Consider the following 24,778-nt stretch of genomic DNA (forward strand, 5'->3'; position numbering starts at 1 on the left):
TTCCCGAAAAGTTCTGGAAATCGCCCGCGAGTTCGGCCAAGCTCGCGGCCATGACCGAGATCCATCGCTGCACCTGGCGCGGCATGAACGGCGACCCGTTCTACGAGGCCTATCACGACCACGAATGGGGCGTGCCCGAGTACGACTCCCGCGCCCTGTGGGAGAAGCTGGTGCTGGACGGCTTCCAGGCCGGGCTCTCGTGGATCACCATCCTGCGCAAGCGCGAGGCCTTCCGCGCCGCCTTCGCCAATTTCGACCCGGACAAGGTGGCGAGGTTCGGGGATGCGGATCGCGCGAGGCTGATGGCCGACGCCGGAATCATCCGCTCCAACGGCAAGATCGACGCGGCCATCTCCGGCGCCCGCATCTATTGCGACATGCGCGAGCGCGGCGAGGACTTCTCCAAGCTCCTGTGGGGCATGATGGACGGCAAGCCGATCCAGAACCGCTGGACCGGCATGGGCGACGTGCCCGCCCAGACGCCCCTGGCCGTCGACATGGCCAAGATGCTCAAGGCCAAGGGCTTCAAATACTGCGGCCCGGTGATCGTCTACGCCTTCATGCAGGCCACGGGCCTGGTCAACGACCACTTCGTCAGCTGCTACCGGCATGAAGAGTGCCGGAAGCTGGCGCGGTAGGAACTCCCTCTCCGCCTTTTTTTATTTTCGTCATTCCCGCCCTTGTGGCGGGAACCCCTTTGTCCGCCGCAGGTGCGGAGGGGTGGCGCGCCAGCGCGCCACGGCAATTCACTTGCGGGCTGTACCAGGGGTTCCCGCCACAAGGGCGGGAATGACGGTTGAGAGGTGGTCTCGCGGATTCCCAACCCCGCCAAATCCGCTTAGACACTTCCCCATGCCCAAGCCCTCCACCTTCGCCCGCACGGGCCCCGACATGATGCTGGAAGCCGCCTGCGGTCCCGGCCTTGTCTGCGGCGTGGACGAGGCCGGGCGCGGGCCGTGGGCCGGGCCGGTCAGCGCGGCGGCGGTGATCCTGGATCCCGCCCGGGTCCCCGCGGGCCTCAACGACTCCAAGAAGCTGACCGCCAAGGCCCGCGCGGCGCTGGAGATCGAGATCAAGTCGGTTGCCGTCGCCTGGTGCGTGGGCATGGCCAGCATCGAGGAGATCGAGGAGCTCAACATCCTGCACGCCGCGGGCCTGGCCATGTGTCGGGCCATCGAGGGCCTGTCGGTGCAGCCGGCCATGGCCCTGGTCGACGGCAATTACCGCTTCAAGTTGCCCTGCCCGATCAAGACCGTGGTCAAGGGCGACAGCCTGTCGTGCTCCATCGCCGCCGCCTCGATCCTGGCCAAGGAGGCCCGCGACCGGATCATGGTCGAGGCCGACGCCCTCTATCCCGGCTACGGCTTCGCCGGCCACAAGGGCTATCACGCCGCCATCCACGTGGAGGGCCTGCGCCGCCTGGGCCCCTCGCCGATCCACCGCATGAGCTGGGCGCCGGTCAAGGCGGCTCTGGCGGGCGACTTGGTCGAAGACCTCGGCGGCTGATCCCCCTCCGGCCCTCTGGGCCACCTCCCCCAGAGGGGGAGGATCGATCGGCGCCAGATGCTCCCCCTCTGGAGGAGCTGTCGGCGAAGCCGACTGAGGGGGCCTACGCCACTCTCCCCAAGAAAGTGAGTCCGATCGGACTCAAAATCCTGGGTTAACGGGCCGGTAACCACGTCCATTCACGCCGGCGTAACCATCGAGACTCATGATTCCGCTCGTTGTTTTTGACGGGAAGCGGACATGTCCTTCGGGCCTGAAACCATCATCATGGGCGATTGCATCGAGCAGATGAACGCCCTGCCCGAGAAGTCGGTCGATCTGATCTTCGCCGATCCGCCCTACAATCTGCAGCTGGGCGGCGACCTGCTGCGTCCCGACAATTCCAAGGTCGACGCGGTCGACGACCACTGGGACCAGTTCGAGAGCTTCGCCGCCTACGACAAGTTCACCCGCGAATGGCTGAAGGCCGCCCGCCGGGTGCTGAAGGACGACGGCGCGATCTGGGTGATCGGCAGCTATCACAACATCTTCCGCGTCGGCGTGGCCGTGCAGGACCTGGGCTTCTGGATCCTCAACGACGTGATCTGGCGCAAGTCCAACCCCATGCCCAACTTCAAGGGCACCCGCTTCGCCAACGCCCACGAGACCCTGATCTGGGCCTCAAAGAGCCAGGCCGCCAAGCGCTACACCTTCAATTACGACGCCCTGAAGATGGCCAATGACGAGGTGCAGATGCGCTCGGACTGGACCATCCCGCTGTGCACCGGCGAGGAGCGCATCAAGGGTTCGGACGGCAACAAGGCCCACCCGACCCAGAAGCCCGAAGCCCTGCTCTATCGCGTCATCCTGTCGACCACCAAGCCGGGCGACGTGATCCTGGACCCGTTCTTCGGCGTGGGCACCACGGGCGCCGCCGCCAAGCGCCTGGGCCGCAAGTTCATCGGCATCGAGCGTGAGGCCGAGTACATCGCCCACGCCAAGGAGCGCATCGCCAAGGTCGTTCCCATCGCGCCGCAGGACCTGGACGTGATGGGCAGCAAGCGCGCCGAGCCGCGCGTGCCGTTCGGCACCATCGTCGAGGCCGGCTTGCTCAATCCGGGCGACACCCTGTTCTGCTCGAAAGGCTCGCACGCCGCCAAGGTGCGCGCCGACGGCTCGATCACGGTGGGCGACCTGTCGGGCTCGATCCACAAGATCGGCGCCCTGGTGCAGTCGGCCCCAGCCTGCAACGGCTGGACCTACTGGCACTTCAAAACCGACGCGGGCCTGGCCCCCATCGACGTCCTGCGCAGCCAGGTTCGCGCGGGGATGAACTAGGCCCTATCGGCTCTGGCGCTGGACGGCGCGGGCGAAGGCGGCCTGCCAGTAGTCCTTGTCCATCCAGCCCGGGTCCTCGATCTTCCAGAAGCCCGCCTCGTTGAGGGCGTAGGCCGGCTCGAAATAGCTGAGGCTGCGGGCGTCCTCGATCCTGGGCGTGAGGTTGTAAAGCACCTGGAACGATCCGTCCGGCTGGCGCACCGCCAGCAGGGCGTGGCCCTCGGGCGGGTGGGTCAGCAGGGTCATGCCCATGACCAGGAACATGTCCTTGGGATCGAAGCCCAGGCGCTTGAGCCCCCAGTACTTGACCAGGGCCACGTCCTCGCAGTCGCCGCCCTCGACCAGCGTCCGGTAGGGCGGCGCCCAGATGTCGCCGTCCAGGGTCAGGTCGGGCCTCTGGCGGACGTGGCCGTCGACATAGGCGTTGACCGCCTTCATCTGGTCCATCCGCGAGCCGCCCTTGGCCGCCAGGTCGTCGAGAAACTCGCGGTACTTGCGCACCGGCCTGGCGTCGCTGGTCTCCAGCTGCGGCCGGCTCGCGTCGGCCTCGTGCCTGACGCTGTTCATGTGCGCCAAGACCTCGGGCGGATAGTCAGCCTTGCTGATCACCCAGTTGCCGGCCCGCGCGGCGGTCGGCGCGACCGCCAGCATCGCCGCGACCAGCAGGCCCAGAAGACCGCATCCGCCCATGCTTGTTTTCATCGCCGGCAGCCCTGTCCGTCACCGGCAGGCTAAGGGCGAGGCCGTCTCGCGCCCATCGGGCGTTCGCACCAGGGCGCGGGACTTTTTAGACCTAGACCAGCCGCTCCAGCCCCGCCTTGGCCGCCTTCAGGAAGACGCTGGGCAGAGCGCCCAGCCCCTCGCGCCCCGTCCAGACGAAGTCGCCCTGGCCGTTGGACTCGGCCCGCAGCACCCGTAGCGTCAGGGAAAAGTGGGTGAAGACGTGCTCCACCGTCCCCATGTCGCGCCAGGCCCCGGCGGCCGGCGCGGCGGCGGCTGCTTCGGCGTCGGACCAGGGCGTGGCGCGCCAGTCGCTGGTGGGCAGGCCCAGCATGCCGCCCAGCAGGCCCTTGGGCGGGCGGCGGACCAGGGCGGTCGCCTCGCCGCGCGTCAGGACATAGGCCACCCCATGACGATGCGGCCGCTCGCCCTTCTTCACCTTGCGGGGATAGGTCTCCGGCGCGCCGGTCTTGAAGCCTTCGCACCAGGTGGAGACCGGACAGCGGTCGCACAGAGGGCCTTTCGGCCGGCAGACCGTGGCCCCCAGGTCCATCAGGGCCTGGGCCCAGTCGCCCGGGCGCTCGGCCGTGACCAGCGTCCCGGCCAGGCGCTTGAGTTCGGGCTTGGCGTCGGGGACGGGCGCCTCCACCGCGAACAGCCGCGCCATCACCCGCTCGACATTGCCGTCGACGACATTGGCCTCCTGGTCGAAGGCGATGGCCGCCACGGCCGCGGCGGTATAGGCGCCCACGCCCGGCAGGGCGCGCAAGGCTTCCTCGGTGCCGGGGAAGATCCCACCATGATCGGCCGCCACGGCCCGCGCGCAGGCCAGCAGGTTGCGGGCCCGGGCGTAGTAGCCCAGCCCCGCCCAGGCGGCCATCAGGTCGCCATCCTCCACCGCCGCCAGGTCCGACACCGTCGGCCAGCGCTGGGTGAAGCTCAAGAAATAGGGCGTGGCGTGCGGCACGGTGGTCTGCTGCAGCATCACCTCCGACAGCCAGACACGATAGGGATCGGACCGCTGTCCCGCCTTGCCCGCCGCCGGCCCGGTCCGCCAGGGCAGGTCGCGCGCCTGGTCGTCGTACCAGGCCAGCAGGGCGGCGCGGAGGGCGGGGATGTCGAGCATGCCCCCTTATGGCGGAGCGGCGCCGGGCGTGTCACCCGCTTCCAGAGCGTGCAAGCACGGCATTGTGAGCCGGCCCGCCGCCCGCGCGGACGGATCGTCCCTAGGCGCCCCTTCCGGACGAGAGCAACCTCCACGCGTCCAAGAGGAGGTCCGCCCCATGGCCGAGCGCCCCATGAACTTCATATCCGTCGGTCACGCGCTCACCTGGGAGGAGGCCGCCGCCCTCGCCGCCAGCGTCGGCGCCTTCCTGCTCAAGGAGAGCACCTCGCCCCGCGACGAGTGGATCGAGCACTTCGCCGACGAGATCCAGGCGCCCATCAACACCTATCCCAACTGGGTCGGCGCCCATCGGACCGAAACCGGGTGGAAGTGGGCCGACGGCACCAGCGTGAGCGCCAGCAAGTTCGCGCCGGGCGACGTCAATCGCGACGCCGATCCCTCCAACGACAGCGACTACGCCGCCGTCGGCCCCGGCTCGTACCTGCGCGCGGTGACGGGACCGGTCTCCAACCTGATCATCCAATATTCCGACACCGCCCGCGTGGAGGGCACGCCCTTCGACGATCACTTCTCGTTCGGCCCCTTCGCCGAGCCCGGCGAGGTCCTGCGCATGGGGGCCGGCGACGACTGGTACTCCAGCAGTGGCGGCGGCTGTGTCGATGGCGGCGACGGCGACGACTGGATCAGCGTGCTGGGCAGCCTGCCGACCACCCTGATCCTGGACGGGGCGGGCCACGACGAGGTCTTCGTCGGCGCCGACTTCGGCCCGGGACCGGGCGGCGTCATCAAGGCCGCCTTGGACGGCACGGCCGACACCTTCTATTCGCAGCAGGGCCGGATCAGCTACGGCGACACCACCCTGGGCATCGTCGTCACGGGCACGGCGGTCACCAGCGTCGAGGCGGGGAACGACACCGCCAACGCGCCCCACATCGTGGGCGGCTCGGGCGACGACGTCATTTCCGGGGTCTCGCGGATCAGCGGCGGCCGGGGCGACGACGACCTGACGCCGCTGGCCTTCGCCGAGGGCGGCGACGGGAACGACACCCTGCGGGCCCTGTCCTTCCCATCGTCCGCCGAGATCGTCGAGCTGCGCGGCGAGGGCGGGAACGACACCCTGGTGCTGGCCCACGCGGCCAAGGCCTCGGGCGGCGCCGGCGTCGACACCTTCGTCTTCGAGACGGCCGATGCGGCCACGATCATGGACCTGTCGGCGGGCGAGACGGTCGACCTGTCGGCCCTGCTGAACGTGTCGATCGAAAGGGCCTTCGCCGAGGGTTACCTGAAAAGCGTCGTCAGCGGTCGCCAGACCTATCTGAGCTACGACGCCGACGGCGGCGGCGACGAGCTCGTCCTGCTGGCCACCTTCAAGGGCGCCTTCCCCGACCTCGCCGACTATCTGATCGCCTGAGGCCCGGCGGCCTCCCGCCACCCGCCCGGCTCTGCTAACCTGCCCCCATGCGCCGTCGCCCCCTGCCCACCGCGGAAGAAGCTCTCGAGATCCTCAAGCGCCGCCGCACGCGTCCGCAGGTCCGCCCGCCGCCGCCCGCCGGCAAGTCGCTGGCGCCGCTGATCAAGAAGCTGGACGAGAAGTTCGGCCAGGGGCCGGCCGTGCTGCAGGCCCGCTGGCGCGAGATCGTCGGCGAGACCCTGGCCCGCCGCACCGAACCCGTCCGGGTCATCAAGAGCCGCACCGGCGAGGGCGGCACGCTGGAGCTGCGGGTCGACGGGCCTGTGGCCTCGCTGATCCAGCACCAGGCCCCGCAGATCACCCAGCGCCTGGATCTCTTGCTGGGCAAGGGCGCGGTGACCAAATTGCGCATCGTCCAGGGTCCGGTGAAGGCGCCCGCCGCATCCACCCAGCCCAGGCCGCGCCGCAAGCCGCCTCTGGACGCCGCCCAGGAGCGCGACCTGGCCGACAGCCTCTCGGGCCAGCCGGAGGGCGGCCTCAAGGACGCCCTGCTGAAGCTGGGACGCGGCGTGCTGCGCGATCCGCGCTAGCCGCTTCTCTGGCCCCATGTCTGGCCCCATCTCTGGATTGACAACCTGACGTCCGATAGGCTGATGCGACGCCTTATCCGCGCCCTTTTCACGCGACTAAAGAATCGCGCTTAACTCCACTGTTCACGACTTTCCCAGGGAAGATCTCATGCGTCCGCTGAACCGCCGGCTCCTGACCGCCGTCGCCCTCACCGCCACTCTGGGCGTCGCGCTCGCCGGCTGCGGCAAGAAGGGCGACACCGCCACCGCCGACGACATGTCGCTGGGCAATCCCAACGCCAAGGTCACGGTCATCGAGTACGCCTCGGCGTCGTGCGTCCACTGCGGCCGCTGGAACAACGAGGTCTTCCCGGCCTTCAAGGCCAAGTACATCGACACCGGCAAGGTCAACTACGTCTATCGCGAGTTCCTGACCCCGCCCGAGCAGGTGGCCGCCGCCTCGTTCCTGCTGGCCCGCTGCGCCGGCAAGGACAAGTATTTCTCGGTGATCGACAGCGTCTACCACTCGCAGGAAGAGATGTTCACCACCGGCGACTATCGCGGCGTGCTGCTGCGCATCGCCCAGTCGGCCGGCCTCAGCGAGGACCAGTTCAACACCTGCGTCAGCGACGAGAAGGCCATCAAGGCCCTCAACGCCCGCGTCGAGAAGTACGCCGCCGACGCCAAGATCACCGGCACCCCGACCTTCATCATCAACGGCAAGAAGTCGGGCGGCGACGACGGCGGCGAGCGCACGATCGCCCAGTTGGACGCCGACATCGCCGCGGCCGAGGCCGCCGCGAAATGATCCTCGACCGGCGCGCCCTGATCGGAACAGGTCTGCCCGCCTTGGGTCTGGCGGTCGCCGGGACCGGCCTTGCGGCCGTCCCGACGATCGCGCGCGCCGCCGCCCTGCCGCCGGCCGAGGGCGACATGGTCCTGGGTTCGCCCAAGGCCAAGGTCCAGGTCGTGGAATACGCCTCGCTGTCGTGCAGCCACTGCGCCGACTGGAACAACGAGATCTTCCCCGACTTCAACAAGCAGTTCATCGCCACCGGCAAGGTGCGGTATGTCTTCCGCGAATACCTTACCCCGCCCTACGAGTTCGCCGCGGCCGGCTATCTGCTGGCCCGGCGGGTGGGCGCGGACAAGTATTTCCACGTGGTCGACGCGATCTTCCACCAGCAGCGAGAGATCTACCGCAGCGGCGACTTCTGGGGCGGTCTGACCAAGATCGGCAAGGACTTCGGCCTGACCGAGGCCGAGGTCACCGCCGCCCTGGAGGACCAGAAGGCCTTGGACGCCGTCAACGCTCGGGTCGAACTGGCCGCCAAGCGCGACAACATCGAGGTGACCCCCACCTTCTTCGTCGACGGCCTGCGGGCCGAGGGCGGTCAATCGCTGGAAGCCCTGGCCAGCGCCGTCGCCAAGGCGTCCCAAGCCAAGCCCGGCAAAGGCTGAGGAGCGGGCGCGCGTGCAGTTCCAGCGCCTGCGCCTTCAAGGATTCAAGTCCTTCGTCGAGCCGACGGAATTCCGGATCGAGCCGGGCCTGACCGGCATCGTCGGCCCCAACGGCTGCGGCAAGTCCAACCTGCTGGAAGCCCTGCGCTGGGTGATGGGGGCCAATTCGGCGAAAGCCATGCGCGCGGGCGGCATGGACGACGTGATCTTCGCCGGCAGCGGCAATCGTCCGGCCCGCAACCACGCCGACGTCACCCTGACGATCGACAATTCCGACCGCACCGCCCCGGCCCAGTTCAACGACGATCCGACGCTGGAGGTGGTGCGCCGCATCGACCGGGGCGAAGGCTCGACCTACCGCATCAACGGCCGCGAGGTGCGGGCGCGCGACGTCCAGCTGCTGTTCGCCGACGCCTCGACCGGGGCCAATTCGCCGGCCCTTGTCCGCCAGGGCCAGATCAGCGAGCTGATCGGCGCCAAGCCGCAGAACCGCCGCCGCATCCTGGAGGAGGCCGCCGGGGTCTCGGGCCTGCACACCCGCCGCCACGAGGCCGAGCTGCGGCTGCGGGCGGCCGAGGCCAATCTCTCGCGCCTGGAGGACGTGGCCCGCGAGCTGGAGACGGCGCTGGGCCGCCTGCGCCGCGAAGCCCGCCAGGCCGAGAAATACAAGCGCCTGTCGGCCGAGATCCGCGCGGTGCAGGGCGCGGTGCTCTACGCCCGCTGGACCGAAGCCCGCGACAACCTCAACCGCACCCAGACCGACGCCACCGAAAGCGCCCGCGCCGTCGAGGAGACCGCCCGCGCCGCCGCCGCCGCCCAGACCGCCATCCTGGCGGCCGAGACCGCCATGCCGCCGCTGCGCGAGGAGGCCTCGATCGCCCAGGCCATCCTGGGCCAACTGGCCATCCAGAAGGACCGCGCCGAGCGCGAGGCCGAGGCCGCCCAGGCCGAGTTCGAGCGGCTGTCGGCCGACCTGACCCGCATCGACGATGACCGGGCGCGTGAAGCCCAGGGCCTGCAGGACGCCGTCCAGGCCCTGGCCCGCGCCGACGCCGAGCTCTCCGAACTGCGCGCCCTGATCGCCGCCGCGCCCGCACGCGGTCCCGAACTGGCCGCCGCCGCCAAGGCCGCCGAGGAGGCCCGTGCCAAGGCGGACTCCGAGGTCGAGCAGTTGGCCGCCCGCGCCGCCGCCGAGGAGGCCCGCGCCCGCGCCGCCGCCCAGCGCCTGGCCGAGGCCGAAAGCCGCCTGGCGCGCACCGTCCGCGCCTTGGACCAGGCCAAGGCCGAGCGCGCCGCCGTCGGTCCAGTGGTCGATCCGGCCGCCGCCGAGGCCCGCCAGCGCTTCGCCAACGCCGAGGCGGGCCTCGCCGCCGCCCGTCAGGCCCTCGAGGATGCGGAAGCCGCCCGGGTCAAGACCGCCCAGGCCGAGGCCCAGGCGCGCGACCTGGCCCGCAAGGTGGAGGACCAGCTGGGCCGCCTGCGCACCGAGGCCCGGGGTCTGGCCCAGCTGACCGCCCCGCGCGCCAAGAGCGGCTTCTCGCCGGCCCTGGACGCGGTGACGCCGGAGAAGGGCTACGGCGCGGCCCTGGCCGCCGCCCTGGGCGACGACCTGGAGGCGGCGCTGGACGCCCGCGCCCCTTCGTACTGGGCCGGGGCCGACGCCAAGCCCGTGGCCTGGCCCGAAGGGGCGACGCCCCTGGCGCCGCTGATCAAGGCCCCGCCCGAGCTGGCCGCCCGCCTCTCGCACGTGGCCGTGGTCGAGCGCGCCGACGGCGACCGCCTGGCCAAGGGCCTGCCGGTGGGCGCGCGGCTGGTCTCCAAGGAGGGCGACCTGTGGCGCTGGGACGGCTTCGTGGCCAAGGCCGATGCGCCCAAGCCCGCCGCCGTCCGCCTGGAGCAGCGCACGCGCTTGGCCGAGGTCGAGACCGAGATCGACCAGGTCGCCCCCCGCGCCGAGGCCGCGACCGCCGCCCTGAAGACCGCCGCCGACGCCCTGCGGGTCGCCGAGGAAACGTTGCGGGACAAGCGTCGCGGTCCGCCCGACGCCGAGCGCCTGCTGAACGGCGCCCGCGAGCAGGTGACCCGCTTCGAGCGCGAGGCGGCTCAGCGCGAGGCCCGCGCCCAGTCGCTGGACGACACCATCGCCCGCTTCGAGGCCGAACGCACCGAGGCCGACACCGCCCTGGCCGCCGTCCGCGCCGAGACCGCCGGGACCGAGAGCGTCGAGGATCTGGCCCCGCGTCTGGCCGCCGCCCGAGCGGCCGCCACGGCCGCCCGCGAGGCCGCCGCCGCCGCCCGCTCGGCCCTGGACCAGGAGACCCGCGAGACCGCCGGCCGCGCCCGCCGCCTGGAGAGCCTGGAGCGCGACCACGCCGACTGGTCCAAGCGCCGCGAGGCCTCGGCCAAGCGCGAGACCAGCCTGGAGGCCGACCGGGTCAAGGCCGCCGCCGCCCTGGACGCGGCCCGCGAGGCCCCGACGGTGCTGGCCGAGAAGCTGGTGGCGATCGTCGAGCAGTTCTCGGCCGCCGAGGACCGCCGCGCCAAGGCCTCCGACGCCCTGGAGGCCGCCGAGACCGCCCGCCTGACCGCCGACCGCGCGGCCCGCGCCGCCGAGCAGGCCGCCTCGGAAGCCCGCGAGAAGCGCGCGGCCCTGGTGGCCACGCTCGACGCCGTCCGCGCCCGCTTCGCCGAGGTGGCCGGCCACATCCGCGAACAGGCCCGCATGGAGCCCGAGGAGCTGGGCCGTCACCTGGCCGGCGAGGCCATCGCCGTGCCCAAGGACGCCGCGGGCGTGGAAGCTCACCTGTTCGCGCTGGAACGCGAGCGCGACGCCATCGGGCCGGTGAACCTGCGCGCCGAGGAAGAGGCCAACGAATACGCCGCGCGGCTGGAGACCATGCGCACCGAACGGGCCGACCTGTCGGGCGCCGTCGGCAAGCTGCGCGCGGGCATCGAGGAGCTGAACGCCGAGGGGCGCGAGCGCCTGCTGGCCGCGTTCGACATCATCAACGCCAACTTCCAGACCCTGTTCACGGCCCTGTTCGGCGGCGGCCAGGCCGAGCTGAAGCTGATCGAGAGCGACGATCCGCTGGAGGCGGGTCTGGAGATCTTCGCCTGCCCGCCCGGCAAGCGCATGGCCAGCATGAGCCTGATGAGCGGCGGCGAGCAGGCCCTGACCGCCAGCGCCCTGATCTTCGGCGTCTTCCTGGCCAATCCGGCCCCGATCTGCGTGCTGGACGAAGTCGACGCGCCCTTGGACGACGCCAACGTCGACCGCTACTGCAACATGCTGGACGAGATGCGCCGGCGCACGCGGACGCGCTTCATCGCCATTACGCACAACCCGGTGACGATGAGCCGGATGGATCGCCTGTTCGGGGTGACCATGGCCGAGCGGGGGGTGAGCCAACTGGTGAGCGTGGATCTGTCCACGGCCGAGCAGTTGGTGGCGGCGCAGTAGGTCAGCGGCGCACTCCCTTGCCCCCACCTGGCGGCTTCGCCGCCTGTCCGCCCCCGTAGGGGGCGGAGGACGAAAACGCACGTCCTCTTCCCCCTATGGGGGAAGGAGGGCCGAAGGCCCGAAGGGGGCAAGTGTTAGCCGGCAAACAGCCCAACGACCGCTTGCCTCAACGGATTGGCAGGGTCGCCGAGCAGCTTCACCGCCATGGCGCACGACATCACCACCAAGAGCGGCCGGATCAGCCTGGCCCCGAACCGCATGGCCAGGCGCGAGCCCACCTGGGCGCCCAGGAACGCCCCCGCCGCCATGACCAGGCCCACCGGCCAGATCACCGCCCCCTTCAGGACGAACAGCAGCAGACTCCCCAGGTTCGAGGCGGCGTTGGCTAGCTTCGTATGGGCGGTGGCCTTCAGCGCGCCGTAGCCCAGCAGGGTGACGATGGCCACCATGTAGAAGGCTCCCGCCCCGGGCCCGAAGATGCCGTCGTAGAAGCCGATCAGCGGCGCCACGCAGAAGGCGAAGACCGGCGTGGTCAGGCGCGGATGGACGTCCTCGCCCTTCAGCGCCCGCGAGAAGCCGAAATAGAGGGCGATCACGATCAGCAGGATCGGGACCAGGGTCGCCAGCAGGCGCGGCGACAGCAGGCTGGCGCAGAGGGCTCCGCAGAGGCCGGCGAGCGCCGCCGCCCCGGCGACCGGCAGGGCGGTCTTCCAGTCGATCAGGCCGCGCCGGGCGAAGGCCGTGGTCGAGGACAGGGCCCCGAACGCCCCCTGCAGCTTGTTGGTGCCCAGGGCCGCGACCGGCGGGGCGCCGGCCAGCAGCAGGGCGGGCAGGGTCAGGAGACCTCCGCCGCCGGCGATGGCGTCGAACGCCCCGGCGACCGCCGCGACGGCGAACATCGTGGCGAGGAGGGCGAAGTCGACGTGCACTGGCTCAAGCCCTCGCATGGTCCGCCCTTGAACGGGTCGGAACCACGCGGTCGAGCGAGTATCGGATGATTACTTCTGGCGCGCCTTGCGGGCGGCGTACTTGGCGTCGCGGGCGGCCTTTTGCTCGGCGGCCGACAGGGCCTTGCGTTCCTTGCGGTTGGCGCGCTTCTCGGCCAGGGCCGCTTCCTCGCGGGCCAGGATTTCCTGGCGAGCGGCTTCCTTGATCGCGGCGCGCTCGGCGCGGACCCGCTCCAGTTCGGCTTCCTTTTCGGCGTGGCGCTGCTCGAAATTGGGATCCTGAACGGTGGGCTTCACCTTCATCTTGGCCAGCATGGCCTTCTTGGCTTCGGCGGCGGCGGTGATGCGGTCGGCGAAGCCGGTGTTCTTGAGATGCGACATGAATCTTCGGGCTGTTGGAAAGTGCGCCTCTAAGACCCCAAAACGCCCCAAAAAGCAATGGAGCACCCCGGCGCGAAACGCCGCGCCGGGGTTTTTCGGCGGCTATTTCTCGATTCGATAGACGGTGTAGCTGTGCGGAGCGACGCCGGCGGCGAAGGTCGTGCGGGCCGGAACGCCCTGGCGGCGCCAGGCGTCGGCCTTGCCGTCGGGGGCCTGGGCCGCGACCAGCTTGCCGGTCGAAAGGTCGCGCAGCTTCACCCCCTCGCCCAGCAGCGACAGGCTGACCGCCGTGTCGTCGTCGCGGAACGACTGCACCACGAAGGTCCCGTTGTCGTAGGCGAACAGGCTGACCCGGTCGGGCGCGTCCAGCCGCACCGGGAAGTCGCGCTGGATGTAGCGCTTGATCTCGGTCAGCACGCCCTGGGGCAGGTTGTAGAGGTCGCCGGGGTTCTCCGGCATGGCGATCACATAGATCACGCCGCCGCCGTAGCGGTTCATCAGCAGGATCGGGAAGCCCTTGGCGTTGGCCACGCCCCGGATGATCGGCCAGCTGTCGTTGGTGTAGAAGGCCAGCTCCGGGAACAGCACGGGCGGATGCTCGCGGGCCGCGTCGTTCAGGCTCTCGCCATTGCCGGCGCCATAGCCGTTGAGGAAGTCGCGCAGGGCCACCTTGCGGCCGGTGTCGCGCACCTCGAGGATGTCCTCGATGCCCTTGCCCTGCAGGGCGCCCAGCAGGCCCGAGGTGATGAACACCGTCTTGCCGGCCACCAGGTTGCCCTTGATCTCCTCGACGATCCTGGGGTCCTTGGCCGCCGCCTGGGTCAGCAGGGCGACGTCGGCGTTCTTGGGGAAGTTGGGCGACAGCTCGATGGGAATGCCCACATTGCCCAGATAGTTGTGCAGGAAGTCCTCGCCCGACGACTGGTAGGGCTTGTAGGCGGCGATGCCGACGGGCTTGCCCAGATAGCCCAGGTCCTTGTCGATCTTCTCCAGCGACCAGCCGGCCGCGCGGCCCCAGCCGGGCCCCGGATCGCCCGCCTTGCCCGAGCTCTTGTAGCTGGCGGCCATGGCGTTCCAGTCGAAGCTGGTCGCCTTGTCCTTCCACGGGCGCTCGCCCGGCTTGACCGCGATCGGCTCGTTCATCGGCCGCCAGTTGAACAGGGTGATCTCCGGCGCCTTGGCCAGCAGGGTGTCCCACAGCTGCTCGGCGTAGCGGTCGACATAGAGGGTGGAAAAGGTGTCGACCCAGCCGCCGCCGTTGCCCTTGGCTCCGTTCGAGCCGACCGGCCGGATGTTGTCGTAGTAGCGGACGATCGAATAGCTCTCGTACTGCTGCAAGAGCTGGTCGGTGATCACCGGATCGCGGGTCTCGGTGCCGGTGTAGATGCCGTCGAACATCTGCGACTGCTGTTCCAGGTCGTAGCCCAGGCCTTGGAAGTGCTCGTACCAGTTGGGGTACTTGATGATCATGCGGACCTTGGGATTGACCGCCTTGGCGGGGCCCAGGACCAGGTCCTTGCTGACCGCGCGCATGGTCTCCAGGCGGTACTGGGTCCAGGAGCGGTCGCCCTTGGCGGCGATGTCGGCCGGGCTCTTGGAGGTGTAGAAGAAGAAGTCGTCGAGGATCACCTCGTCGAAGTGCTTGGCCGCCAGGCGCACGGCCTTCTCGCACTCGGCCCGGTCGGCGGGCTTTTCGTAGTCGAAGGTGCCGAACTGCCCGCCCTCGCCGCCGGCCGCCAGGGTGATTCCCCCGGCCACCTGCACGCCCCGCGCCTCGAACCAGCCCTTCACCCGCTGGATCTGCTCGTCGGTGGCGAAGTTGTTGTTGCGGTAGACCTCCAGATAGACCTTGTCGAAGTGCAACTGGCGGCTGGCGCGCTCGAACTGGGCGTCGAAGACGGCCTTGTCGGACAGGGCCTTGGCGTCGTTGACCGCGATATAGATGGCCGCCTTGAAGTTCTTGTAGGCTGGCAGGGGCTGCGGCGTGGCGGCCTGGGGCAAGGACGCCGGCGCGAGGACGGCGCACAGCGCCGCGGCGCCGAGCAGACTACGAGTGACGCGGATCATGACGTGTTTCTTCCCTCCATAAGCCCGCCGGCGCGTCGAGGCGTCGGCAATGGTTGCGGTAACATGGATTGATCGGACAATTGTGACGAGGCTTTTCTGCACAGCTGCGCGCTTTGCGGCGACGAGAAGCCCGCCCCGGCGGCGCCTGTGCGACCGCGCTGGCGATGTTGACCACGTAAGGGCGCGCGGATTCCGCCATTCGGTCGCGCGGATCGCCAAAAACTGTTATGAATCCGCCACTTGCTTTGAACTCTCCCAACCTTGACGCACCGCAGCGCGCCCTATAGGTTCCGCCGCGATCAAGCCGGCCGGAATTCCGCCTCTTTTCGAGGTGGCCGCGGGCGTTTTCGGACCTGACCGCTTCCCATGCCCAAGGCCGACGAACCGAACGACGAGGCCCTGCAAAGCCTGGACGCTCGGCTCGACGCTTTCGAGGCCCGGAAGGCGGCGGACGCGCCGAAGCGCGCCGAGCACGAGAAATCGTCCACGGACGGCTATCGTCTTCTGGCGGATCTGATCGGCGGCGTTCTGGTGGGGCTCGGCTTCGGCTGGCTGCTCGACCGTTACGCCGGCACTGGGCCCTGGGGCATGGTCGGCGGACTGCTGATCGGCATGGGGGTCTCGATCTACACCGTCGTCCGCAAGGCGACGAAACTGAGCGCGCAGGCGTCGATCCAAAAGGTCGACGGAGACACGGGAGGCGGGTCTACCGCCCCCAAGCAGAAGAGAGACTAGGGCCTTGGCCACGCCGATCGACCCGATGCACCAGTTCCTGATCCAGAAGATCGTGGAGCTGCCGTCCGTTACTGTCCCGGGCCTGGGCGCGATCGACCTGTCGATCACCAACTCGATCGCCGCCATGCTGCTGGCCGCGACCCTGATCATCGTCTTCTACGCCTTCGCCGGCAAAGGCGCCGTCATCCCCGGCCGCCTGCAGACCACCGGCGAGCTGCTCTATGGACTGGTCGACGGCCTGACCAGTTCGATCATCGGCCACGACGGCAAGAAGTACCTGCCGTTCGTCTTCACCCTCTTCGCCTTCGTGCTGTTCTGTAACCTGCAGGGCATGCTGTTCGGCTGGACCGGCAACTTCCTGGGCTTCACCGCCACCTCGCAGCTGGCCGTGACCCTGACCCTGGGCATGCTGGTGATCCTGACCGTGATCGCCGTGGGCTTCGCCAAGAACGGCCTGAAATTCTTCAAGCTGTTCGCCCCGTCGGGCGTGCCGTGGCCCCTGTACTTCCTGCTGGTCCCGATCGAGATCATCTCGTTCCTGATCCGCCCCGTCACCCTGGCCCTTCGTCTGTTCGGCAACATGCTGGGCGGCCACGTGGTGCTGAAGATCTTCGCGACCTTCGTGGCCATCCTGCTGGCCATGGCCCCGGCCTACTGGCTGGTGGGCCTGCTGTCGCTGACCTCCGTCGTCGCCCTGACGGCCCTAGAGTTCATGGTGGCCTTCCTTCAGGCCTTCGTGTTCGCGGTGCTCACCTGCGTCTATCTGAACGACGTCGTGCACCTCGACAGCCACTGATCACCCCTTCATTTTCAACCTAATCTACCCTCTCAAGGAGCCTCACAATGAACGCTGAAGCCGCGAAGTACATCGGCGCTGGTCTGGCCATGCTGGGCATGATCGGCGCGGGCGTCGGCCTGGGCATCATGTTCGGTAACTACTTCCAAGGCGCGCTGCGGAACCCGACCGCCGCCGCTCAAGAGCGCCCGATGCTGTTCCTGGGCATGGCTCTGACGGAAGCCCTGGGCATCTTCGCCCTGGTCATCGCCTTCCTGATCCTGTTCTCGTAATCACTCCTAGCTAAGAGGCTTCTTCGCCCATGGCGACGGAACATCAAGGCACGGTTGAGACGACTGAAGCCCCCAAGCACGAAAGCGGCGGCCTTCCGCAGCTGCAGTTCGAGCATTGGGGTGGTCAGATCGTCTGGCTGCTGCTCATCTTCGCCGTGCTCTTCGCGGTGCTGTCCAAGGTGCTTCTGCCCCGGGTCAGCGGCGCGATCGAGACTCGCGGCGCCAAGATCGCCGGCGACATCGCCGACGCCCGTCGTCTGAAGGACGAAGCCGAGGTGCAGGCCCGCGCGGCCGCCGCCGAGGTGGCCGAGGCTCGCGCCAAGGCCCAGAAGACCGCGGCGGACGCCAAGGCCAAGGCTTCGGCCGAAGCCGCCGAGCGTCAGGCGAAGGAAGAGGCCGCGCTGGCTGAAAAGCTGGCGGCCGCCGAGACCCGCATCCAAGCCGCTCGCGACGAGGCCATGGGCCACGTTCGCACGGTGGCTTCGGACACGGCCGGCGCCATCGTCGAGAAGCTGACGGGCAAGGCGGCCACGGCCGCCGAGCTCAAGGCCTCGCTGGCCTAAGGAGAGACGACGATGGAACACGAAAGCCTCTTCGATCTCGCCAACCCCGAGCTGTGGGTCCTGGTCGCCCTGGCCCTGTTCATCGGCCTGCTGGTCGTGCTCAAGGTCCTGCCCGGCGCCCTGTTCGCGGGGCTCGACGCCCACGCGGCCAAGATCAAAGCCGAGCTGGACGAAGCCCAACAGCTGCGGGAAGAGGCCCAGGCCCTGCTCGCGGACGTGAAGGCCCAGCGCGAGGAAGCCGAACGTCAGGCCGCCGGCATGATCGAGGCCGCCAAGGTCGACGCCGCCCTGATCGCGTCGGAAGCCAAGGCCAAGCTGGAAGAGCAGATCGCGCGCCGCGCCGAAATGGCCGAACGCAAGATCGCCCAGGCCGAGGCCCAGGCCGCCGCCGACGTCAAGTCGGCCGCCGTGGACCTGGCCGCCCAGGCCGCCGAGCAGATCCTGGTCGCCCGCCTGGCGTCCGGCGCCTCGGACGGCCTGGTCGACACGGCCATCGGCCAGATCGGCGCGAAGCTGCAATAGCGGTTTCGAGTACGGCAAAAAGACAGAAGGGCGCGCTCCTCACGGGGCGCGCCCTTTTCTTTTGGGTAAAGCGCGGTGCGTGCGCACTTGCCCCCACCTGGCGACTTCGTCGCCTGTCCGCCCCCGTAGGGGGCGGAGCCGCGTGTGGCAGGCGCGGGGGAAGCAGCTCCGCCCCCTATGGGGGCGGACAGACCGCGCAGCGGTCAGGTGGGGGCAAGTGTCGAGGCAGTGAGCCTCAGACCGGCTGCTTCTTCAGCCAGCGCCGCCGCAGGTACTTCCGCCCGCGCTTCAGCACCCGCCAGGACGCCTTGCGCAGGAACAGTTTCTCCGAACGCAGCAGCTGCTGCCAGGCCACCAGCATAATCTCCGGCTCGCGGCGCATCAGCCTCCGGATCGGGAAGATCAGCTTGGGGTGGCGGCGCTGCCAGCGCAGGAAGCGGCGCTTGGCCTGGAACGAGTTGCGCAGCACGATCATCAGGCCGATGACCAGCAGCGGCAGGCCCAGGTGCCCTGGCAGCGGCGTCAGGATCACCCCGGCCAGCAGCACCAGGATGCCGAAGGCCAGCGCCGCCCAGCGGGCCACGCGCCCAGCGGTTTCCCGCAGGACCAGGGCCAGACGACGACGGCGGCGGTAGAGCCTCGAAGGGAGTCTGGCGAGCGTATCGGCCGGGGTGTTCACGACCCCTGCTTGAAGGAGGATGAGCCCTGCTTGGCGGCTTGGCGCTTGAGCCCGGAGGTCTTCAGCGACCGGCGCCAGCGCTTGGCCCGGCGCAGGCTGCGCGGGATGATCAGGCGCTCCATACGCAGCACCTGCTGCCAGGCCACCGGCATCACCTCGGGCTCGCGGCGCAGCAACCGGCGCAGCGGGAACAGCAGCTTGGGGTGGGCGTGCTGGAAGCGGACGAACTGTTTCCGAGCCCGGAACGAGTTGCGCAGCACCAGCATCAGCCCGACCACCGTCACCGGCACGCCCAAAGGACCCGGCAGCGGCGCGATCAGGAAGCCCGCCACGATCAGGATCAGGCCCAGCGTCACCAGCACGACGCGCACGATCCGCCCGAGAAGCTCGCGGGCGAGTTCGTCGGCGGCGGAGAAGCGCACGGGCGGCATGGCGAGGGCGATGTTCATGACAGGAAGAAACGGGTTCCGTGGTCCGTTCGATCCCGGCGACGGCCGGCCTCCTCGGCTCACAGAACCCGATATGAGAACGGGGCGCCCTTCCGTAAAGGCGCCCCGTTGTCGCTTTGTACGACTGTGACCGCTATTCCGCAGCCAGTGGCGCGGGGGCCACAGGTTTCCACCTCAGGCGAGGCTTGCGGGCCGCCTGGGTCTCGTCCAGCCGCTTGAGCGGCGCGTGGTAGGGCGCGCCCTTGAAGCGGTCGACATCGCCGCTCTTCGCCGCGCCGGCCAGAGCCCGAAGCGCATGGATGAAGCGGTCCAGCTCCTGCTTGCTCTCGGTCTCGGTCGGCTCGATCAGCATCGCCCCGTGCACCACCAGCGGGAAGTACATGGTCATCGGGTGGAAGCCCTCGTCGATCATCGCCTTGGCGAAATCGAGCGTGGTCACGCCGGTGCTTTCCAGCCAGGCGTCGTCGAACAGGGCCTCGTGCATGCACGGGCCGTCCGGGAAGGCCGGGCTCATCAGGTCGCTGAGGCGGGCCTTGATGTAGTTGGCGTTCAGCACGGCGTCCTCGGCCACCTGGCGCAGGCCGTCGGCGCCGTGGCTGAGCATGTAGGCATAGGCCCGCACGAACATGCCCATCTGGCCGTGGAAGGCGCTCATGCGGCCGAAGGCCTGGGCGGCGGGGCCTTCCGCCTCCTCGACCAGCTTGAAGGTGTGCTCGTGGCTGACCACCCACGGGGTGGGGGCGAACGGGGCCAGGGCCGCCGACAGCACCACCGGACCCGCGCCCGGACCGCCGCCGCCGTGCGGGGTGGAGAAGGTCTTGTGCAGGTTGATGTGCATGGCGTCCACGCCCAGGTCGCCCGGGCGCACCCGGCCGACGATGGCGTTGAAGTTGGCGCCGTCGCAGTAGAAGTACGCGCCCGCCGCGTGGGTCAGGCGGGCGATCTCGACCACGTCGCGCTCGAACAGGCCGCAGGTGTTGGGGTTGGTGACCATGATGGCGGCCACGTGGTCGCCCAGCTTGGACTCCAGGTCGGCCAGGTCGACCCGGCCGTCGTCGGTCTGGGCGATCTCCACGACCGTGTAGCCGCAAAAGGCCGCCGTGGCCGGGTTGGTGCCGTGGGCGCTGGTCGGGGCCAGGACCGTCTTGCGGTGGCCGTTGCCGGCCGCCTCGTGGGCGGCGCGGATGGCCAGCAGGCCGCACAGCTCGCCGTGCGCGCCGGCCTTCGGCGACAGAGCGACGGCGGGCATGCCGGTCAGGGTCTTCAGCCAGTGGGCCAGGCGGTCCATCAGCTCGATGGCGCCCTGCACCGTCGACTGCGGCTGCAGCGGATGGATGTCGGAGAAGCCCGGCAGGCGGGCCATCTTCTCGTTCAGGCGCGGGTTGTGCTTCATCGTGCACGAGCCCAGCGGATAAAGCGCCAGGTCGATGGCGTGGTTCTTCTGCGACAGACGCACGTAGTGGCGCACGGCCTCGGGCTCCGAGAGACCCGGCAGTCCGATGGCCGAGGTGCGGACCAGGTCGCCCAGATCGTCCGCGGCGGGGGCGTCCGGCAGGTCGACGCCGGTCTTGTCCCAGGCGTCCAGTTCGAAGATCAGGGCTTCGTCCTGCAGCAGGCCGCGCGCGCCGGTCAGGGTTTCATGGCCGGCGACATCGCTGTTGGCGGCTTCGGGACGGGTCGGCCGTCCGACGTTGTTCATGCTCATTGGGCGATGACCTTGGACAGGACCTTGGAGAAGAAGACGATGTCGGCGTCGGGCGTCGTCTCGGTGGCGGCCACCAGCAGCACGTCGTCCAGGCCCGCGCCCGGGTCGAGGCGCGAGAACGGCACGCCGGCCAGGACGCCGTTGCCGGCCAGGGTCTCGACGATCTCGGCGGCGTTGCCCGGCAGGCGAACCGCGAACTCGTTGAAGAAGCGCGGGGTCAGGATCTCGACGCCCGGCACGGCGGCCAGGGCGTCGCGCAGCTTCACGGCCTTCTGGTGGTTGACCAGGGCCAGCCGGCGCAGGCCCTTCTCGCCCAGCAGACTCATGTGGATGCTGAAGGCCAGGGCGCACAGGCCGCTGTTGGTGCAGATGTTCGACGTGGCCTTGTCGCGGCGGATGTGCTGCTCACGGGTCGACAGGGTCAGGACGAAGCCGCGACGGCCGTCGGCGTCCACGGTCTCGCCGCAGAGCCGGCCGGGGGCCTGGCGGACGTATTTTTCCTTGCAGGCGAACAGGCCCACATACGGACCGCCGAAGTTCAGGCCGTTGCCGATCGACTGGCCCTCGGCCACGACGATGTCGGCGCCCATCTCGCCGGGCGACTTCAGCAGGCCGTAGGAGACCGCCTCGGTGGTGACCACGATCAGCAGGGCGCCGGCGGCCTGGGCGGCGGCGGCGATCTTGCTGACGTCGGTGGCCGTGCCGAACACGTTGGGGGTCTGGACGACGACGCAGGCGGTGTCGGCGTCGATGGCGGCGATCACCGCGTCCTCGGCGTCGATGGCGGGCGCCAGGCGGTCGGTGGCGACACCGGCGGCGTGGGCCAGGGTCTCGACCGTGCCGACATAGTGCGGGTGCACGCCGCCCGACAGGACGGCCTTGTTCCGGCGGGTGATCCGGGCAGCCATCATCACCGCCTCGGCGGCGGCGGTGGAGCCGTCATAGAGCGAGGCGTTGGCCACTTCCATGCCGGTCAGGGCCGCGACCTGGGTCTGGAATTCGAACAGCACCTGCAGCGTGCCCTGGGCGATCTCGGGCTGGTAGGGCGTGTAGCTGGTCAGGAATTCCGACCGCTGGATGATGTGGTCGACCGTGGCCGGCACATGGTGGCGATAGGCCCCCGCCCCCACGAAGAACGGGCCTTCCGACGCCGAGTGGTTGCGGCGCGACAGGCTGAGCATCTCGCGCTCGACCTCCAGCTCGCCTGCGTGGAACGGCAGGTCGACCGGCTCGGTGCGACGCGCGACGGCGGGCACGTCGACGAACAGCTCGTCGATCGAGGCCGCGCCGATGACGCCGAGCATGTCGGCGCGATCTTCGGGTGTGAGGGGCAGGTAGCGCATGGGGAGATGCCTATACGGGTCGTCCCGGACAGCGGCGGCGGTCCGGGACGACGAAGGGACTTAGAGGGTCGACAGGAACGCTTCGTAGGCCGCGCGATCCATCAGGGCGTCCAGCTCGGCAGGGTTGGAGAGCTTCAGCTTGGCGAACCAGCCGCCGGCTTCCGGCACGGCGTTGACGGTCTCGGGCGCGTCCGACAGCTCGCCGTTGGCCTCGACCACCTCGCCCGACACCGGGGCGTAGACGTCGGAGGCGGCCTTGACGCTCTCGACCACGGCCAGGGCGTCGCCCTGCTTCACGGTCTTGCCCACTTCGGGGACTTCGACGAACACCACGTCGCCCAGTTGCTCGGCGGCGTAGCCGGTGATGCCGACGGTAGCGATGTCGCCGGCGACTTCGACCCACTCGTGATCCTTGGTGAACTTCATGGTCTTGGCCCTTTTGGATTAAAGCTTGCGCACGTAGCGGGTGGGGACGAACGGCGAGGTCACGACCTCGGCCCTCTGCGGCTTGCCGCGGACGATGACCTTCAGGGTCGAGCCGACCGTCGCGAATTCGGGCGGCACGAAGCCGATGGCGATGGCGCCGCCGAAGCTGGGGCCGAAGCCGCCGCTGGTGACCACGCCGATCACGGCTCCGCCCTCGTCGGCGATCTCAGCGCCCTCGCGGGCCGGGGCGCCTTCCAGCACCTTCAGATTGACACGCACGCGCTTGAGGTCGCCGGCCAGTTCCTTGGCGATACGATCGGCGCCCAGATAGTCGCCGGCCTCGCGGCGGCTCTTGCCGACGGCGAACGGCATGCCGGCCTCGATGGGCGAGACGGTCTCGTCCATGTCGTGGCCGTAGAGCGGCAGGCCGGCTTCCAGGCGCAGGCTGTCGCGGGCGCCCAGGCCGATGGCCTTCACGCGCTCGTCTTCCAGCAGGGTGTTCCAGATGCGGGCGGCCTCGGAGGCGGGCACAGAGATCTCGTAGCCGTCCTCGCCGGTATAGCCCGAGCGCGAGATCAGGACATCTGTCCCGAAGGCGGTGACGGCGGCGCTGTCCATGAACACCATGCCCGCCGCTTCCGGCACATGGGCGGCCAGGACGGCGGCGGCCTCGGGGCCTTGCAGGGCCAGCAGGGCGCGGTCTTCCAGGCGCTCGACCGTGGCTTCGCCCTTAAGGGCCTCGGCGATGATCTTGTAGTCGTTGTCCTTGCAGGCGCCGTTGACGACGATGAACAGGCCGTCGTCGTCGGGACGGGCGGTCATCAGGTCGTCGATCACCCCGCCTTCGGCGTTCAGCAGCACGGCGTAGCGCTGCTTGCCGGGCTTGAGGCCTTGGTAGTCGGCCGAGACCAGCTTCTCGAAGCTCTTGGCCGGGTTGTCGCCGCGCAGCCGCGCCTGGCCCATGTGCGAGACGTCGAACAGGCCCGCGTGCTCGCGGGTCCACAGGTGCTCCTTCAGCACCCCGTCCTTGTACTGCACCGGCATGTGATAGCCCGCGAACGGCACCATGCGGGCGCCGGCCGCGACGTGCGCGTCGTAGAGCGGGGTCTTCTTGAGATCTTGGTCGGACACGCTTTGGGCTCCAATCGGGGTCGGCGACGCCGCCCGGCTTTCGCCAGGTGGTCTCGCCCCCGCTGTCCCTTTGACCTGAGAGATTCCAGCCCCGAAACGGGACCTTGCTCCTTCGGCGGGCAAACCTTTCGGAGTGCCTCTTTCCAGCGTTCCTAAACCCGCGCGGTCCTTTTGCCTGAGCGTTTCCGGGGCGGTTGCGCCTTCGGCCTCGGGACAGAATCCCGATGTCTCCCGCGTGAGTCGAAGCGGTGTTTGGGCGAGGGGGCGACGGGAGTCAACGGTGCGCGTGCGAGGTCGCGCGAGGGTTGAGAACATTTCGGGAACATGATCAAACTTGAGATCGCAATTTGCGATCTCAAGGGGCGACCTATGATCGACGAGCATCCAGCCGATGGGTTCGGCGAAGTATCCTTCACGCCGCAGGTGTTCCAGGTGCGCGGGCTATCGGTGATCCTCGACGCGGATCTAGCCCGGCTGTTCGACGTCGAAACCAAACGCCTCAATCAGCAGACACGACGAAACGAGACGAAATTTGACGGTTTCGCCTTCCAGCTCTCCGCTGAAGAGTTCGCGGCTTTGAGGTTGCAAATTGTGACCTCAAAGATTGGCCGAGGCGGCACGCGCCACCGCCCCTACGCCTTCACCGAGCATGGCGTCGTCATGGCGGCGACCGTCTTGCAGTCAGAGCAGGCGATCACCGCCTCGCGGTTCGTCATCAAGGTCTTCGTCGAAGCTCGGCGCAAAGCTCTGGTGTCGGACGGCATGAACCTGCCGTCGCTGATCGACGCGCGAGGACTGCTACCCTTGGAGGGCGAGGCCCGCACCGGCTTAATGAGCAAGCTCAACAGCGCTTTGGGCAGGGTGCTGGACGCCATCGCCGATCCGGAGACCCAGACCACGGTCCGCGACGAGGCCCGCGCCATCGCCGCCGAGGGGCTGCGCAGCATCAAGGAGTATCTGAAGCGCGCCGGGGTGCAGAACGAGAAGACCCTGGCGGAAGTCCGCAAGCTGCTGGCCGAAGCCGACGCGCTGGAGGCCGAGACCGCCCAGAAGCGCACCGAGAACCAGCACCGCCAGTTGGCGCTCTTGGCCAAGCAGCTGCGCCTGGTTCTGGTGGCCCAGCAGTATCTTGAGACCGGTGGTGTGGAAGGCCTGCTGGCGACGCTCAAGGATCTTGAGCGCGCCTAGCGAG

General features: G+C 69.3%; 25 protein-coding genes and 1 riboswitch. Of the genes, 14 read left to right on the forward strand and 11 right to left on the reverse strand.

Annotated elements, in window-relative coordinates; all coding sequences use genetic code 11:
• Positions 1 to 50 precede the first annotated feature (50 nt).
• The 3 genes from AC07OA_RS02920 (at position 51) to AC07OA_RS02930 (ending at position 2,823) form a co-directional block, all read left to right on the forward strand.
• Positions 51 to 638, forward strand: coding sequence for a DNA-3-methyladenine glycosylase I (locus tag AC07OA_RS02920; RefSeq protein WP_494662259.1), 588 nt, complete (start codon positions 51 to 53; stop codon positions 636 to 638).
• A 214-nt stretch (positions 639 to 852) separates the two neighbouring features.
• Positions 853 to 1,506: a ribonuclease HII gene (gene rnhB / locus AC07OA_RS02925; protein WP_494662260.1), complete on the forward strand. Its 654-nt coding sequence runs from the start codon at positions 853 to 855 to the stop codon at positions 1,504 to 1,506.
• A gap of 240 nt (positions 1,507 to 1,746) precedes the next feature.
• A complete protein-coding gene (locus AC07OA_RS02930; RefSeq protein WP_494662261.1) occupies positions 1,747 to 2,823 on the forward strand; it encodes a site-specific DNA-methyltransferase in 1,077 nt (358 codons plus the stop codon).
• 3 nt (positions 2,824 to 2,826) lie between these two features.
• On the opposite strand, the gene AC07OA_RS02935 is transcribed toward AC07OA_RS02930, so the two are convergent.
• Positions 2,827 to 3,513, reverse strand: coding sequence for a transglutaminase-like cysteine peptidase (locus AC07OA_RS02935; protein ID WP_494662262.1), 687 nt, complete (start codon positions 3,511 to 3,513; stop codon positions 2,827 to 2,829).
• A 103-nt stretch (positions 3,514 to 3,616) separates the two neighbouring features.
• Positions 3,617 to 4,669, reverse strand: a complete 1,053-nt coding sequence (gene mutY, locus AC07OA_RS02940) for an A/G-specific adenine glycosylase (RefSeq protein WP_494662263.1) — start codon at positions 4,667 to 4,669, stop codon at positions 3,617 to 3,619.
• Positions 4,670 to 4,826: 157 nt separating this feature from the next.
• Between mutY and AC07OA_RS02945 the strand changes: the two genes are divergently transcribed.
• The 5 genes from AC07OA_RS02945 (at position 4,827) to smc (ending at position 11,570) form a co-directional block, all read left to right on the forward strand.
• Positions 4,827 to 6,080, forward strand: a complete 1,254-nt coding sequence (locus tag AC07OA_RS02945; RefSeq protein ID WP_494662264.1) for a calcium-binding protein — start codon at positions 4,827 to 4,829, stop codon at positions 6,078 to 6,080.
• 47 nt (positions 6,081 to 6,127) lie between these two features.
• Positions 6,128 to 6,670, forward strand: coding sequence for a DUF721 domain-containing protein (locus AC07OA_RS02950; protein WP_494662265.1), 543 nt, complete (start codon positions 6,128 to 6,130; stop codon positions 6,668 to 6,670).
• Positions 6,671 to 6,818: 148 nt separating this feature from the next.
• Positions 6,819 to 7,457 carry a thioredoxin domain-containing protein gene (locus tag AC07OA_RS02955; RefSeq protein WP_494662266.1) on the forward strand — a complete coding sequence of 213 codons (639 nt, stop codon included), beginning with the start codon at positions 6,819 to 6,821 and terminating at the stop codon, positions 7,455 to 7,457.
• Positions 7,454 to 8,110, forward strand: coding sequence for a DsbA family protein (locus tag AC07OA_RS02960; protein WP_494662267.1), 657 nt, complete (start codon positions 7,454 to 7,456; stop codon positions 8,108 to 8,110). Before AC07OA_RS02955 ends, AC07OA_RS02960 begins: the two co-directional genes overlap by 4 nt.
• A gap of 13 nt (positions 8,111 to 8,123) precedes the next feature.
• On the forward strand, positions 8,124 to 11,570 hold the full coding sequence (gene smc, locus AC07OA_RS02965) for a chromosome segregation protein SMC (protein WP_494662268.1): 3,447 nt from the start codon (positions 8,124 to 8,126) through the stop codon (positions 11,568 to 11,570).
• Between the two features lie 134 nt (positions 11,571 to 11,704).
• Here smc and AC07OA_RS02970 read toward each other — a convergent pair whose 3' ends face one another.
• From AC07OA_RS02970 to AC07OA_RS02980, 3 genes are all read right to left on the reverse strand, one after another.
• Positions 11,705 to 12,517, reverse strand: a complete 813-nt coding sequence (locus AC07OA_RS02970) for a TSUP family transporter (protein ID WP_494662269.1) — start codon at positions 12,515 to 12,517, stop codon at positions 11,705 to 11,707.
• Between the two features lie 51 nt (positions 12,518 to 12,568).
• Complete coding sequence (locus AC07OA_RS02975; RefSeq protein WP_494662270.1) at positions 12,569 to 12,898, reverse strand: DUF6481 family protein; 330 nt, start codon at positions 12,896 to 12,898, stop codon at positions 12,569 to 12,571.
• 102 nt (positions 12,899 to 13,000) lie between these two features.
• Complete coding sequence (locus AC07OA_RS02980; RefSeq protein WP_494662271.1) at positions 13,001 to 14,965, reverse strand: hypothetical protein; 1,965 nt, start codon at positions 14,963 to 14,965, stop codon at positions 13,001 to 13,003.
• 366 nt (positions 14,966 to 15,331) lie between these two features.
• Between AC07OA_RS02980 and AC07OA_RS02985 the strand changes: the two genes are divergently transcribed.
• Genes AC07OA_RS02985 through AC07OA_RS03005 form a run of 5 tightly spaced genes read left to right on the forward strand, consistent with a single transcriptional unit; the run spans position 15,332 to position 17,853 of the window.
• Complete coding sequence (locus tag AC07OA_RS02985) at positions 15,332 to 15,700, forward strand: AtpZ/AtpI family protein (protein ID WP_494662272.1); 369 nt, start codon at positions 15,332 to 15,334, stop codon at positions 15,698 to 15,700.
• A gap of 25 nt (positions 15,701 to 15,725) precedes the next feature.
• On the forward strand, positions 15,726 to 16,496 hold the full coding sequence (locus AC07OA_RS02990; protein WP_494662910.1) for a F0F1 ATP synthase subunit A: 771 nt from the start codon (positions 15,726 to 15,728) through the stop codon (positions 16,494 to 16,496).
• Positions 16,497 to 16,543: 47 nt separating this feature from the next.
• Positions 16,544 to 16,768 carry a F0F1 ATP synthase subunit C gene (locus AC07OA_RS02995; protein ID WP_494662273.1) on the forward strand — a complete coding sequence of 75 codons (225 nt, stop codon included), beginning with the start codon at positions 16,544 to 16,546 and terminating at the stop codon, positions 16,766 to 16,768.
• A 29-nt stretch (positions 16,769 to 16,797) separates the two neighbouring features.
• Positions 16,798 to 17,331, forward strand: coding sequence for a F0F1 ATP synthase subunit B family protein (locus tag AC07OA_RS03000; RefSeq protein ID WP_494662274.1), 534 nt, complete (start codon positions 16,798 to 16,800; stop codon positions 17,329 to 17,331).
• A 12-nt stretch (positions 17,332 to 17,343) separates the two neighbouring features.
• Positions 17,344 to 17,853 carry a F0F1 ATP synthase subunit B gene (locus AC07OA_RS03005; protein WP_494662275.1) on the forward strand — a complete coding sequence of 170 codons (510 nt, stop codon included), beginning with the start codon at positions 17,344 to 17,346 and terminating at the stop codon, positions 17,851 to 17,853.
• Between the two features lie 235 nt (positions 17,854 to 18,088).
• On the opposite strand, the gene AC07OA_RS03010 is transcribed toward AC07OA_RS03005, so the two are convergent.
• The 6 genes from AC07OA_RS03010 to gcvT form a co-directional block, all read right to left on the reverse strand.
• Positions 18,089 to 18,532 carry a hypothetical protein gene (locus tag AC07OA_RS03010; protein ID WP_494662276.1) on the reverse strand — a complete coding sequence of 148 codons (444 nt, stop codon included), beginning with the start codon at positions 18,530 to 18,532 and terminating at the stop codon, positions 18,089 to 18,091.
• Positions 18,529 to 18,981, reverse strand: coding sequence for a hypothetical protein (locus tag AC07OA_RS03015; RefSeq protein WP_494662277.1), 453 nt, complete (start codon positions 18,979 to 18,981; stop codon positions 18,529 to 18,531). The genes AC07OA_RS03010 and AC07OA_RS03015 overlap by 4 nt, the downstream gene beginning before the upstream one ends.
• A gap of 133 nt (positions 18,982 to 19,114) precedes the next feature.
• Positions 19,115 to 20,686: an aminomethyl-transferring glycine dehydrogenase subunit GcvPB gene (gene gcvPB, locus AC07OA_RS03020; RefSeq protein ID WP_494662278.1), complete on the reverse strand. Its 1,572-nt coding sequence runs from the start codon at positions 20,684 to 20,686 to the stop codon at positions 19,115 to 19,117.
• Positions 20,683 to 22,029, reverse strand: a complete 1,347-nt coding sequence (gene gcvPA, locus AC07OA_RS03025; protein ID WP_494662279.1) for an aminomethyl-transferring glycine dehydrogenase subunit GcvPA — start codon at positions 22,027 to 22,029, stop codon at positions 20,683 to 20,685. Before gcvPA ends, gcvPB begins: the two co-directional genes overlap by 4 nt.
• A gap of 60 nt (positions 22,030 to 22,089) precedes the next feature.
• Positions 22,090 to 22,455: a glycine cleavage system protein GcvH gene (gene gcvH, locus AC07OA_RS03030; protein WP_494662280.1), complete on the reverse strand. Its 366-nt coding sequence runs from the start codon at positions 22,453 to 22,455 to the stop codon at positions 22,090 to 22,092.
• 18 nt (positions 22,456 to 22,473) lie between these two features.
• Positions 22,474 to 23,601 carry a glycine cleavage system aminomethyltransferase GcvT gene (gene gcvT / locus AC07OA_RS03035; RefSeq protein ID WP_494662911.1) on the reverse strand — a complete coding sequence of 376 codons (1,128 nt, stop codon included), beginning with the start codon at positions 23,599 to 23,601 and terminating at the stop codon, positions 22,474 to 22,476.
• 138 nt (positions 23,602 to 23,739) lie between these two features.
• A riboswitch (glycine riboswitch) is annotated at positions 23,740 to 23,830 on the reverse strand.
• A gap of 125 nt (positions 23,831 to 23,955) precedes the next feature.
• On the opposite strand from gcvT, the gene AC07OA_RS03040 reads away from it, so the two are divergent.
• The gene (locus AC07OA_RS03040; protein WP_494662281.1) at positions 23,956 to 24,774 is read left to right on the forward strand and encodes an ORF6N domain-containing protein; all 819 of its coding nucleotides are present in this window, start codon (positions 23,956 to 23,958) and stop codon (positions 24,772 to 24,774) included.
• Positions 24,775 to 24,778 lie beyond the last annotated feature (4 nt).

Source organism: Caulobacter sp. GW821-FHT09B08, from assembly GCF_059418225.1.